Here is a 12,074-nt window from a genome sequence, read left to right as displayed (position 1 = left end):
CCACGGGCTGAGAAGTGGCCGGACATCGACGAAATCATCCCGCGAACAGCCGCACGGCTCGCTCAGGCCCCCTTGCGTCCCAGCGCCGCGGCCTTGGCGGGCATCCTCGTGCGCCGCTCCGCACCCTGAGCCGCCGTTCACTCGAAGGTGAATAAGCTCGTGAAGCGGACATCCGTCGAGGCTAGCCGCCGCCTCTCAAAACTCGCCGAGTGCCGCCGTTTCGCGAGCGGGTTTCTCGAGATAGATTTGAGAGGGGGTATCCCAAACGGGGGAGGCGGTCTTGGTAGGGGCCCCACCAGGTGCCGAAAACGTTCGTTTTTGAGAGGTTACAGGCGAGGATATCAAAAACTTCATATTGCTAACAAGGGCTAACCTATAGAGGATAGTCCCCCTTAGTTTTTGATAGCTGACGCAGGAGCTACGAAGAAGCCGGATGGACCCATTCGAGAACCCGTTTGCGCCAGGTGCTGGGTCAAGGCCACCCGAACTTGCAGGCCGGGAAGCCGTGATCGGCGACGCGAAGATTGCGCTGCGGCGCTCAATAGAGCGGCGCAGCGCACAATCCCAAATCCTGCTGGGGTTGCGGGGGACAGGTAAGACTGTCCTTCTAAACGAGATACGGGAATCCGCTCAGCAGGCGGGGCACTTAACATCGTTTGTTGAGGCACCTGAGAACAAGGCGCTCGCTGAGCAGCTGTATCCCCATATCCGCCAAACGTTGCGGAAACTATCGACCACGGAAGCCGCCAAGCATCAAGCTCTCTCTGCTATGCGTGCCTTGAGAGGGTTTGCATCTGCATTCAAGATAAGTTGGGGCGATGTCGAGCTCGGCGTCGATCCTGATCCTGGAACCGCTGATAGCGGGGACCTCGAACTCGATTTATCTGATCTATTTGAAGCTATCGGCCAAGCAGCTCTGAAGGCAGAGCGTGGGTGGGTACTTCTAATAGATGAGGTGCAGTACCTTGAGGATTTTGAGTTAGCTGCTGTCATTGTCGCCGTCCATCGTATGGCCCAGCGCAATCTCCCAGTGATGGTATTTGCGGGCGGGTTGCCTCAAATTGCAAAATTATCGGGTGACGCAAAATCCTATGCAGAGCGTCTTTTCATCTTTCCAAAAATTGATGCGCTTGAGCGCAATGATGCAAGTAACGCTTTAATAAAACCACTGAGCAGTAAGGGGGTGGATATTACCCCAGAAGCGTTGGATATAATACTGGATAGGACTTCTGGGTACCCATTCTTTCTCCAAGAGTGGGGGCATCATGCTTGGAATGTTTCGGAGCTGAGCCCTATTGGAGTGGACGATGTTAATCGAGCAACGGAGCATGCCCTTCGTCGACTTGATAACGGGTTTTTCAAAGTGAGGTTCGAACGTCTTACCAAGGCCGAAGTGGATTACGTTCATGCTATGGCCAACCTCGGACGCGGTCCGTATGGCGTAAGTGACGTGGCCATAAAGCTTGGAAAAGATCAACGAGCTCTTGGACCAAGACGCGCAAGCATAATCAAGAAAGGGATGATCTACAGCCCGAGTTTCGGTGATGTAGATTTTACAGTTCCGCTCTTCGATGATTTTTTAAGGCGAACCAATCGAAGCGCAGGAGCGCGGCCTTAGCCCCTCAAAAACCGTCGTTTTTGAAGGGCCGGATGTCCGCTTAAGGCACGACTGATCAGTCGCGGCTACGACCGCAAATGGCACAAATGCGACGTCCCATCGCCCGCCCTCCCTCAGAGATCCTTCGGGCTAGCGGGCCGCGGGCCGGGCCGCTTTGATCACCATCAAGAGGCGATCACCAACGCATCGCCGCGGTGTGGACGGGCGCATCCCACAGCGCCGCCTTCTCCCCGTCGAGCCGGGTGAGGGTGATCGACGCCCCCGCCATGTCGAGGGACGTGCAGTAGTTGCCCACCAGCGAGCGGGCGACGGCCACCCCGTGGTCGCCGCAGGTGCGCAGCGCCGCATCGTAGAGGCCGTAGAGCTCCAGGAGCGGAGTGCCGCCCATGCCGTTGACGAGAAGCAGCACCTCCTCGCCCTTGGCGAGCTTCACGTCCTCGACCACGGCGCCGACGATCTCCTTGGCGATCGCGTCGGCCGTCATCATCGCCACGCGGCGGCGGCCGGGCTCGCCGTGGATGCCGATGCCCATCTCCATCTCGTCCTCGGCGAGATCGAAGGTGGGGCGACCGACCGCCGGCACCGTGCAGCTCGTGAGCGCGACGCCCATCGTGCCCGACCCCGCGTTGACGGCCTCGCCGAGCGCCTTGAGGGCGGCGAGATCGTCGCCCCGCTCGGCCGCGGCGCCGACGATCTTCTCCACGATCACCGTCGCCGCCACACCGCGCCGCCCCTGGCTGTGGGTCGAAGCCTCCACCGCCACGTCGTCGTTGGTGAGCACCGTCTCCACCGCCCCCTCGGCGATCTCGGCGGCCATCTCGAAGTTCATCACGTCGCCGGCGTAGTTCTTCACGATGAGGAGCACGCCGGCACCGCCGTCCACCGCCTCGATGGCGGCGACGATCTGGTCCGGTGTCGGCGAGGTGAACACCTGGCCCGGACAGGCCGCGTCCAGCATTCCCATGCCCACGAAACCCGCATGCATCGGCTCGTGGCCGGAGCCGCCGCCCGAGACTAGCGCCACCTTGCCCTTGCGCGGCGCGTCGGCACGCGTGACGAACATCGGGTCGAGGCGCACCGTCACGAGACCCGAATGCGCCGCGCTGAACCCGCGCAGGCTCTCGGTGAGGAGAGTGTCGGGACTGTTCATCAGTTTCTTCATGATTGGCTCCTCCCAGGGTCCGTCTGACCGCGCAGCGCGAGGGCGATCACCCGCTCGGCGAACTCGCGGATCAGCTCCTCCACCTCGCGGCGCGTGGTGGGGTCGTCGAAATGCGGCATCGGAATGCGCAGCACGTCGGCATCGATGCGCGACAGCTCCTCGATCGCACCCGCCTGCCCGGGATGGGCCTCGGCGTAGGCATCGAGAAAGCGGCGCTTCTCCTCCGGGCCGAAATGGCACACCCGAAAGAGCGTCGGAATGTGCTGCGCCGGCAGCGGCACGCGATAGGAGGGGTTGGTGACCTGGCTGATGAAGCTCTTGTGGGTGCCGATCGCCTCGGCGAGCTTCTGGCGCGTGCCCGACGGGCGCCGCTCGATGGCCGCCTTCAAGAGAAGCTTGTAGCGCGCCACCGGGTCGAGCCGGCTCACCTCGTCATCCATCGGCGCCCGTCCGCGCCTCGCGGATCGCCGCCTTCACCGCCGCCACCTCGGCGGGGGCCGCGCTGAACACCCTGAGCCCCGCCTTCAGCAGCGTGCCGGCGAGCCGCGGCGATGAGGCCATGTCGCCGCAAAGGCTCACCTCCACGCCGCCCGCGGCTCCCGCCGCCACGGTCCGGGCGATCAGCTCGAGCACGGCCGGGTTGAGCGGGTCGGCGAGCGCGGCCACCGCGGAATTGTCGCGCGCGCTCGCCGTCACGTACTGCACGAGGTCGTTGGAGCCGATCGAATAGAAGCCGGCGTCGAAGTCGGCCGCCGTCAGCGCCGCCGCCGGCACCTCGATCATCGTCCCGAGGATCGGCATCGCACAAGGGATCCCCTCCCCTTCGAGCCGGGCCACCTCCTCGGCGAGGATCGCCCGCGCCGCCTCGAGCTCGGCGGGCACCGTCACCATCGGCACCATCACCTTGAGCGGCACCGGGGCGTCGGCCGCTGCCCGCGCCAGCGCCCGCAGCTGCGTGCGGAAGACGTCCGGCCGCGCGAGCGACAGCCGCACCCCGCGCACTCCGAGGAAGGGGTTGGCCTCGCCGTCGATGGTGATGCCGGGGATCGGCTTGTCGCCGCCGGCGTCGAGGGTGCGGATCGTCACCGCCCGCCCATCGGCCCACGCGATCAGCCGCCGGTAGAAGTCGAGCTGGGCCGCCTCGTCCGGCGACCCATCCTTGAACAGAAACTCCGTGCGGGTCAGCCCCACCCCGTCGCAGATCGCGGGGTCCAGCGTCTCCAGGATGGCGGGGTCGTCGATGTTGACGAGCACCTTCACCGCCACCCCGTCGGCGGTCTCGGCGGGCTCACGGGCGTGGCGTTCGGCGGCCTCCCGCCGGCTCGCGCCCTCGGCACGCGCCGTCTCGGCGTCGGCGAGGCGCGCGACGCCCGGCGCCACCTCAAGCGTGCCGGCCCCGGCGTCGAGGATCGCGGCGACGCCCTCCTCGAGCCCGTCGGCTCCGGCGATCCCGACTACGAGGTTCACCCCCCGCGCCCGCGCCAGGATCGAGACGTGGCTCGTCGGGCTCCCGCCCACCGTCGCGACGCCCGCGACACGTCCGAGATCGAGCGCCAGGAAGGCGGACGGCGTCAGCTCGCCGGCGACGACGATCGCCCCGCCGGGTACCTCCGCGCCCTCCTCCGCCTCGCCCGACAGCGCCCTCAGCACCCGCCGCTTCAGGTCGGCGAGATCGTCGGCGCGCGCCGACAGCACCGCCTCGCCGCTTTCCCGATAGGCCCTGATCTCCGCGTCCATCGCCTCCGCCCAGGCGGCGTCGGCGGCGGTGCCGGCCCTGATCGTCGCCTCCATCGGCTCGATGAGGTCGGGATCCTCCAGAAGGATCGCCTGGAACTCCAGGATCTCCCCGGCGAGCTCGTCCTCGCTCTCGAGAAGCTGCTCCAACGCCGCCTTCGCGGCGGAAAGGGCGGCCGCGAAGGCGGCGAGCTCGGCTTCGGGATCGCCCGTCGCCTGACGCGCCCCCACCTCGGCGCTCCCGAGGCGGTGGATCGGCCCGATGGCGATCCCTCCGCACACGGGCACGCCGGAGAGGATGCGCGGGGCGATGTCAGACATCGAAATTGCGCTCCACCAGCGCCACCAGCGCCGCGACGGCGTCGGCGGCGTCGTCGCCGTTGGCGCGGATGTGGAGCGGCACGCCGTGGGCGGCCTTCATCTTCATCACCGAGTTGGGCGACTTGGCGTTCACCCACCGCTCGTCGCCGTCGGCGCGGACCTCGACGGCGGCGGCGAAGGTCTTCGCGAGCTTGGTGAGCTTCACCGCCGGCCGGGCGTGCAGCCCCGTCGGGTCCAGGATGACGGCATCGCCCGCCACCCAGTCGGCCGCGTCGTGCGTGATGGGGTCCGTCATGATCCGAAATCCTCCGCGGTCGCCCGCACCTCGGCGAGCGAGGAGCCTCCCGCCGCCTCGGTGGCGGCCATCACCGCCCCTTCCACCACCGGCGCGTCGAGGATCTGAACCTTCTCCCCCTTCCCGTCCGGCAACATCTCGATGGCCATCTCAGAGTTGGTCTCCGCACCGCCGAGATCGACGAGCACGGCCACCCCCTTCTCGGTCCACACCGTCTCGATGGCCGCCATGATGGCGGCAACATCCGTGCCGAGTCCGCCGTCCTCGGTCCCGCCGGCGTAGGCGACCCTCACCTCCTCGCCCACCATCTGGTGGACCATGTCCGCCGCCCCCTTCGCCACGTCGCGCGAGTGGGACACGATCACGATCGCCACATTGTCGCTCATCGTCCCTCCACCACGTCGCAGACCGCGTCGATGATGAGCTCGGAGGAGCGCGCGCCGGGATCGAGATGACCCGCCGAGCGCTCGCCGAGGAAGGCCGCGCGCCCCTTGGTGGCGACCATCGGCCGCGTCGCCTCCAGCGCCTCGGCCGCCGTGCCGCGGGCCGTGGCGAGGGGATCGGCCGGCCCCGCCTTCAGCGCCTCGGTGACGGGCACCAGCACGTCGAGCATCGTCTTCGCGCCGACGTCGGACTTGCCGCGCTGCTTCACCGCGTCGACCGCCGCCTCGAGCCGCGCCACCACCTCGACGAGCGAGGTCGGCGCGTCCTCGCCCGCCTTCCCCGCCGCCATCAGCGCCGAGCCGTAGAGGGGGCCCGACGCCCCGCCCACCTTCATCACCAGCGTGGTGCCGATCTTCTGGAGCGCCTTGCCGAAGGGGAGCGCCGCGATCTCGTCGGAGGCGGCGGCGACGGCCTCGAAGCCGCGCGCCATGTTGTGGCCGTGGTCGGCGTCGCCGATCGCCCGGTCGAGGTCGCACAGCTCGTCGCGGTGGGCGAGGATCGTGTCGTGCACCGCCCCGATCAGCGCCGTGACGAGCGCGTCGCCGCTCGCCACCTCGGAGGGTTCTGTGGTCATCAAAGCCGCGCTCCCGTCGCGTCGAAATAGAGGGCCGCACCGGGGCGCACCGAGGCGGCCACGGGCATGCCCTGCGTCAGTGTCGTGCGGGGCCCGAGGAGCGCATGCACCTGCCGACCGCCGATGTCGATAAGGGCAATGGTCTCAACCCCGAAATGCTCCACAGTGAGGATCTCGCCCGGCACGCCCTTGGGTGGAGCGTTGGCGACGCCGTTGGTACCCTCGCGAGGCGCCACCACCACGTCCTCCGGCCGCACCCCCACCTGCGCCGCCCCGCCCGGAACCTCGCCTACGGCGAGCGCCGTCGGCGCGACGAGGTTGATCTGCGGGCTCCCGAGGCGCTGCGCCGCATAGATGTTGGCCGGCCGCTCGTAGACCACCCGCGGCGTGTCGATCTGCACCAGCCGACCTTCGGCGAGGACGCCGATGCGGTCCGCCAGCGTCATCGCTTCGAGCTGATCGTGGGTCACGTAGACGATGGTCGCCCCGAGGTCGCGCTGGATGCGCTTCAGCTCCAGCCGCAGGTCCTCGCGCAGCTTGGCGTCGAGCGAGGACAGCGGCTCGTCCATCAGGAAGAGGTTGGGTTCGCGCACCAGCGCCCGGCCGATGGAGACGCGCTGCATCTCGCCGCCCGACAGCGCCGTCACGCGGTTCTTGAGCTTGGGGGCGATGCGCAGCAGCTCGGCGATCTCTTCGACGCGCTTGCGGATCTGCGCCGCCGACACCCGCCGCCCCGGCGCCTTCAAGGGAAAGGCGAGATTCTCGAACACGGTGAGATGCGGATAGAGCGAATATTGCTGGAAGACGAACGCCACGTCCCGCTCGGCCGGGCCGAGCCGCGTGACGTCGCTACCGGCGATCGTCACGCGCCCCTTATCGGGCGTCTCAAGCCCCGCGAAGAGGCGCAGCGTGGTGGTCTTGCCCGCTCCCGTCGGGCCGAGAAGCACCACGAACTCGCCGTCCTCGACCTCGAGCGAGACGCCGTCGACCGCGACCGTCTCGCCGAACCGCTTGGTGGCGCTCGTGAGCGACGCCTTGATCATGCCCGCTCCTCCGCCACCACGTCGCCCTCGAAGAGCGCGCTTCGCACCGCCCGGTCGCTGACGGGATCGAACACCACGAGCCGCTCCGCATCGAACGTGAGCCCCACGGTCTCGCCGGTCTTCGCCCGCACGGTGTTGGGGGCACGCACGCGCAGCCGGCCGGCGTCGGTGTCCACGGTCACGAGCTGGCGGGCGCCCATATATTCCACCGCGAACACACGCCCGCGCAGCGGCCCCTCGTCGGCGATGGTGATGTGCTCCGGCCGTGCGCCGAGCACCGCGTCGGTCGCGGCGAGCCCCTCGCGCGCCTGCGGCATCGCAAGGCTCGCCCCGTTGACGCGGATCGCCGTGGCGCCGGCCTGGAAACCGCCTTGGGCGGGCAGGAAGTTCATCGACGGACTGCCGATGAAGCCGGCCACGAAGCGCGTCGCCGGCCGCTCGTAGACCTCCATCGGCACGCCGATCTGCAGCACCTCGCCCTTGTTCATCACGCAGATGCGGTCCGCCATCGCCATCGCCTCGATCTGGTCGTGCGTCACGTAGACGGTGGTCGCCCCGATCCGGTCGTGCAGCAGGCGCAGCTCCTCGCACATGCGGTCGCGGAACTCAGCGTCGAGCGCGCCCAACGGCTCGTCCATCAGAAACGCCTTGGCGCGGCGAACGATGGCGCGACCCAACGCCACCCTCTGCCGGTCGCCCGCCGCGAGCCCCGAGACGCGACGCGACAGGAGGTTGTCAATCTCCAGCATCTTCGCGACCTCCTCGGTGCGCGCGCGCACCTCGCGCCGTGAAACGCCCTGCACACGGAGCGGAAAGGAGATGTTCTGCCGCACGTTCATGTGCGGGTAGAGCGCGAAGAGCTGGAACACGAAGGCGATGTCGCGCTGCGAGGCGCGGTTGAACGTCACGTCCTCCCCGTCGAGCAGGATGCGCCCCGAGGTCGGCATCTCGAGCCCCGCGATCATGCGCAAGGTGGTGGTCTTGCCGCAGCCCGAGGGGCCCAGCATCACGAAGAACTCGCCGTCGCGGATGGTGAAGTTCGATCCCGCCACGGCGGTGAAGTCGCCGAAGCTCTTCGTCAGCGCTTCGATCCTGATCTCGGCCATGCTCTCTACTCCGGCAGATGGCTCGCGACGACGAAGCCGACGGTGCCCGTGAGGATCACCGCAAACGACCAGCCGTAGAGGAAGAAGGAGAGCGGCTGCATCAGCATCACCACTCCCACCGCGATGACGAGGGTCGCGAGATTCTCCCACGGCCCGCGCGCGAACATCCGCCGCGCTTCGGGGGGAATGCGGTAGCGCACCAGCGGCCGCTCGTCGGCCGCGGCGTGCGGCGGGTCGGGCAACGTCGCCTCCACGGCCCGCTCGTCCGGCGTCAGCATCTCGTCCTTGGAATAGGGCTTGGGGGAGTAGGGCTCGGGGGTCATCGGCGCACCGCTCCGAAGGTAATGCCCCGCAGCAGCTGCTTGCGCAGGAGCACGGTGAAGACCACCACCGGCACCAAGAACAGCGTGGTCCCGGCGGCGACGGCCGGCCAGTCGAGCCCACCCTCGCCGATGATGATCGGAATGAAGGGCGGTGCCGTCTGCGCCGTTCCCGACGTCAGGAGCAAGGCGAAGGCGTATTCGTTCCAGGCGAAGATCAGGCAGAAGATCGCCGTCGCCGCGATGCCGGCCCGCATCTGCGGCAGCACCACCTTCACGAAGGCCTGGAAGCGGGTGTAGCCGTCGACCACCGCCGCCTCCTCGTATTCGCGCGGGATCTCGTCGACGAAGCCTTTGAGAAGCCAGACCGAGAGCGACAGATTGACCGCCGTATAGAGGAGGATCATGCCGAGGTGCGTATCGGAGAGCCCCAGCTCGCGATACATCAGATAGATCGGGATCGCGACGGCGACCGGCGGCATCATCCGGGTCGACAGGATGAAGAACATCAGGTCGTCCTTCAGCGGCACCTTGAAGCGGGAGAAGGCGTAGGCGGCGAGCGTGCCGAGGAAGACGGCGAGGAAGGTGGAGCCGAAGCCGATGATCACCGAGTTCATGTAGCGCCCGGCAAAGCGCGACTTGCCGGTGATCACCATGTTCCGCTCGCGCACCAGCGCGTCGTACCAGGTCTCGGCCGGCCCGAGGCTCTCGATATATTCCGGCGTCTGCCGCGAGCGCGTGGTGAAGAGGTTCACGTAGCCTTCGAGGGTCGGCTCGAACAGCACCTGCGGCGGATAGGAGATCGAGGCGGGCGGCGACTTGAACCCCGTCAGCACGATCCACACCAGCGGGATCATGGTGACGAGCGCGTAGGCGACCACCAGCACCCCGGCGAGGAGCTTCTGGCGGGGGCTCGCCTCCCCCACGGAATAGGCGGCGACGCTCATTGCTTCACCCGGTTCAAGGCTTTGACGTAGATGTTGCCGAGACCGAACACGGTCACGAAGAGGATCACCGCGAAGGCGGAGGCGAAGCCCGTCCGCCACTTCTCGAACGCCTCGCGCTTCAGGTTGATGGAGGCGAGCTCGGTGGTGGACCCCGGCCCGCCGGAGGTCAGCTCCACCACCATGTCGAACATCTTGAAGTTCTCGATGCCGCGGAACAGCACTGCGAGCATCAGGAAGGGCAGAATGCGCGGCAGCGTGATGTACCAGAAGGTCTGCAGCGCGTTCGCCCGGTCGACCTCCGCCGCCTCGTAGAGATAGTCCGGGATGGAGCGCAGCCCGGCGAGGCAGAGGAGCATGATGTAGGGCGTCCACATCCAGGTGTCGACGATCACGATCGCCCAGGGGGCGAGGTGCACCGAGCCGATCATGTCGATCGGCCCGACGCTGGCGAACATATTGATGATGTAGGAGAAAATGCCCGTCTGCGGCTGGTAGAGATAGGTCCAGAAGGTGCCCACCACCGCCGGCGACAGCATCATCGGAATGAGGATGATGGTGGTCCAGAAAGGGGCGCCGCGGAAGTTGCGGTTGATGAGAAGGGCGAGGCCGAGCCCCAGGAGCACCTGGATCAGCATCGTCCACACCACGAAGTTGGCCGTCGCCTGCAGGTAGCCCCAGACGTCCTCGCTGCCGAGGAGGCGTTCGTAGTTGCGCGTGCCGATCCACTTGATCTCGCGGCCCGGCTGGTTGGCCCGATAGTTGGTGAAGGAGAGATACACCGTCCAGATCAACGGGAAGATGTTGATCGCGAGGAGCAGCAGCACCGACGGGGCGATGAAGAGAACGGTGATCGCCCGGTCGGAGAGGCCCCGCGCACGGCGCAATCCTCCCCTCAGCCCGCCCGCACCCGGTACGGCGAGCCCCTGTTCCGCGTTCTGGGCCATGCCTCTTCCCAATCAGGAGTGTGAGTTCGTCAAACGCCGGCCGGCGCGCCACGGCGCCGGCCGTGCCGGGCGGCTCAGAGCTTGCCGTCGTCCTCGAAGGAGATCGTCCAGTCCTCGATCAGCTTGTCGAGCGCCTCCTGGGCGGTGCCCTGGTCGGCCACCACGTAGTCGTGGACGCGCTTCTGCATCGCCTGCAGGAGCTCGGCGTAGATCGGCTCCTGCCAGAAGTCCTTCACGTTGCTCATCGCTTCCAGGAACTGGGCGGCGAAGGGGGTGGATTCGGGGAAGTTCGGATCCTCCACCACCGCGTTGTGCACGGCGTAGCCGCCGAGCGCCCACCACTTCTGCTGCACCTCGGGCTGGGCGAACCACTTGATGTACTCGAGCGCCTCGGGCTTGTTGTCGGAATAGGCGACGACGGAGATGCCCTGCCCGCCGAGCACCGAAGCGGCTTGGTTGGCCGAGGGGTTCACGAAGAAGCCGCTCGTCTCGCCGCCCACCTCGGGGTCCTTGGCGATGCCGGGGAAGAAGGCGAAGAAGTTCATCTGCAGCGCCGTCTGGCCCGACTTATAGGCGTCGAGATCCTCGGTCATGTAGGCGTCGGAGTGGCCCGGCGGGGTGCAGCACTCGTAGAGCGCCTTGTAGACCTCGAGCCCCTTCACCGCCTCGGGCGAGTTCACCGCCCCTTCCATGTCGTAGCTGCCCGGCTCGTTCTCGTACTTGAAGCCGTAGGGGTAGAGCGCGTTGGTCACGCCCATGGTGATGCCTTCCGAGCCGCGCTCGGTGTAGATCGCCGCGCCGTAGCGCGTCTCGCCGTCGATCTCGCGGCCCTGGAAGAACTTGCCGACCTCGAGGAGCTCGTCCCACGTCTTCGGCGGGGCGAGATCGCGGCCATATTCCTCCTTGAACGCGGCCTGGATCTCCGGCTTCTCGAACCAGTCCTTGCGGTAGACCCAGCCCACGGCGTCGCCCATCGCCGGCAGCGCGTAGTAGTTGTCGCTGCCCTTCGGCCAGGCCGAGTAGGCGTCCACGGCGGCGGGCAGGAAGTCATCCATCGAGATGCCTTCGGCGTCGAAGAAGTCGTTTAGCTTGACGTAGTGGCCGTAGGTGGCGCCGCCGCCGATCCACTGGCTGTCGCCGATCATCAGGTCGCACAGCTTGCCGCCCGAGTTCAGTTCGTTGAGCATCCGGTCGGCAAAGCTCGTCCACGGCACGAACTCGAAGTTCATCTTGACGCCGGATTGGGCGGTGAAGTCCTTCGACAGCTCCACCAGCGCGTTGGCCGGGTCCCAGGCGGCCCAGCACAGCGTGATCTCCTTGTCCTGCGCGATGGCCGGCAGGGCGGTTCCGGCGCACAAGGCCGCAGCAATCGCGGCAAATCCCACGGCTTTCATGGGCAACCCCTCCTTCGGGCTATGGCGGACCACCAGCGGGTCGGCCGAGCGTTTCTGTCCCCTGCCCGCATTGGCCCCGACCGTCCGGCCGGTGGTGCGACAGCCCCGAGGGCGCCTGCGGGTCGTTATGGCGGCCGCGCTCCGCCGATGCGGAACGAACTAAACTTATCGC

At 67.2% G+C, this 12,074-nt stretch carries 13 protein-coding genes; 1 reads left to right on the top strand and 12 read right to left on the bottom strand.

The genetic code is table 11. The features are described from left to right. The first annotated feature begins 433 nt into the window (after positions 1-433). A complete protein-coding gene (locus JCR33_RS02485; protein WP_198880408.1) occupies positions 434-1,618 on the top strand; it encodes an ATP-binding protein in 1,185 nt (394 codons plus the stop codon). A gap of 175 nt (positions 1,619-1,793) precedes the next feature. Here JCR33_RS02485 and dhaK read toward each other — a convergent pair whose 3' ends face one another. From dhaK to JCR33_RS02425, 12 genes are all read right to left on the bottom strand, one after another. Next, the gene (dhaK, locus tag JCR33_RS02480) at positions 1,794-2,780 is read right to left on the bottom strand and encodes a dihydroxyacetone kinase subunit DhaK (protein ID WP_198880407.1); all 987 of its coding nucleotides are present in this window, start codon (positions 2,778-2,780) and stop codon (positions 1,794-1,796) included. Continuing rightward, positions 2,777-3,220 (bottom strand): hypothetical protein, encoded by a 444-nt coding sequence (locus JCR33_RS02475; protein ID WP_198880406.1) that lies wholly within the window; start codon positions 3,218-3,220, stop codon positions 2,777-2,779. Before JCR33_RS02475 ends, dhaK begins: the two co-directional genes overlap by 4 nt. Continuing rightward, a complete protein-coding gene (gene ptsP, locus JCR33_RS02470; RefSeq protein WP_198880405.1) occupies positions 3,213-4,835 on the bottom strand; it encodes a phosphoenolpyruvate--protein phosphotransferase in 1,623 nt (540 codons plus the stop codon). The genes JCR33_RS02475 and ptsP overlap by 8 nt, the downstream gene beginning before the upstream one ends. After that, positions 4,828-5,130: an HPr family phosphocarrier protein gene (locus tag JCR33_RS02465; RefSeq protein ID WP_198880404.1), complete on the bottom strand. Its 303-nt coding sequence runs from the start codon at positions 5,128-5,130 to the stop codon at positions 4,828-4,830. Before JCR33_RS02465 ends, ptsP begins: the two co-directional genes overlap by 8 nt. After that, on the bottom strand, positions 5,127-5,516 hold the full coding sequence (dhaM, locus tag JCR33_RS02460) for a dihydroxyacetone kinase phosphoryl donor subunit DhaM (protein ID WP_198880403.1): 390 nt from the start codon (positions 5,514-5,516) through the stop codon (positions 5,127-5,129). Before dhaM ends, JCR33_RS02465 begins: the two co-directional genes overlap by 4 nt. Beyond that, a complete protein-coding gene (dhaL, locus tag JCR33_RS02455) occupies positions 5,513-6,148 on the bottom strand; it encodes a dihydroxyacetone kinase subunit DhaL (protein ID WP_198880402.1) in 636 nt (211 codons plus the stop codon). Before dhaL ends, dhaM begins: the two co-directional genes overlap by 4 nt. Next, positions 6,148-7,191, bottom strand: coding sequence for an ABC transporter ATP-binding protein (locus JCR33_RS02450; RefSeq protein ID WP_198880401.1), 1,044 nt, complete (start codon positions 7,189-7,191; stop codon positions 6,148-6,150). The genes dhaL and JCR33_RS02450 overlap by 1 nt, the downstream gene beginning before the upstream one ends. After that, positions 7,188-8,297: an ABC transporter ATP-binding protein gene (locus JCR33_RS02445; RefSeq protein WP_198880400.1), complete on the bottom strand. Its 1,110-nt coding sequence runs from the start codon at positions 8,295-8,297 to the stop codon at positions 7,188-7,190. Before JCR33_RS02445 ends, JCR33_RS02450 begins: the two co-directional genes overlap by 4 nt. Before the next feature lie 5 nt (positions 8,298-8,302). Further along, the gene (locus JCR33_RS02440; RefSeq protein ID WP_198880569.1) at positions 8,303-8,620 is read right to left on the bottom strand and encodes a hypothetical protein; all 318 of its coding nucleotides are present in this window, start codon (positions 8,618-8,620) and stop codon (positions 8,303-8,305) included. Next, positions 8,617-9,564, bottom strand: coding sequence for a carbohydrate ABC transporter permease (locus tag JCR33_RS02435; RefSeq protein ID WP_211110007.1), 948 nt, complete (start codon positions 9,562-9,564; stop codon positions 8,617-8,619). The genes JCR33_RS02440 and JCR33_RS02435 overlap by 4 nt, the downstream gene beginning before the upstream one ends. Continuing rightward, positions 9,561-10,508 (bottom strand): carbohydrate ABC transporter permease, encoded by a 948-nt coding sequence (locus JCR33_RS02430; protein ID WP_198880399.1) that lies wholly within the window; start codon positions 10,506-10,508, stop codon positions 9,561-9,563. Before JCR33_RS02430 ends, JCR33_RS02435 begins: the two co-directional genes overlap by 4 nt. Before the next feature lie 74 nt (positions 10,509-10,582). Then, on the bottom strand, positions 10,583-11,908 hold the full coding sequence (locus tag JCR33_RS02425) for an ABC transporter substrate-binding protein (protein ID WP_408628747.1): 1,326 nt from the start codon (positions 11,906-11,908) through the stop codon (positions 10,583-10,585). Between the last annotated feature and the right edge of the window lie 166 nt (positions 11,909-12,074).

This window comes from Acuticoccus mangrovi (genome assembly GCF_016411865.1).
Lineage (GTDB): Bacteria > Pseudomonadota > Alphaproteobacteria > Rhizobiales > Amorphaceae > Acuticoccus > Acuticoccus mangrovi.
The sequence above is the reverse complement of the archived record's forward strand: the minus strand, read 5'-3'. Positions and strand labels throughout refer to the sequence as shown.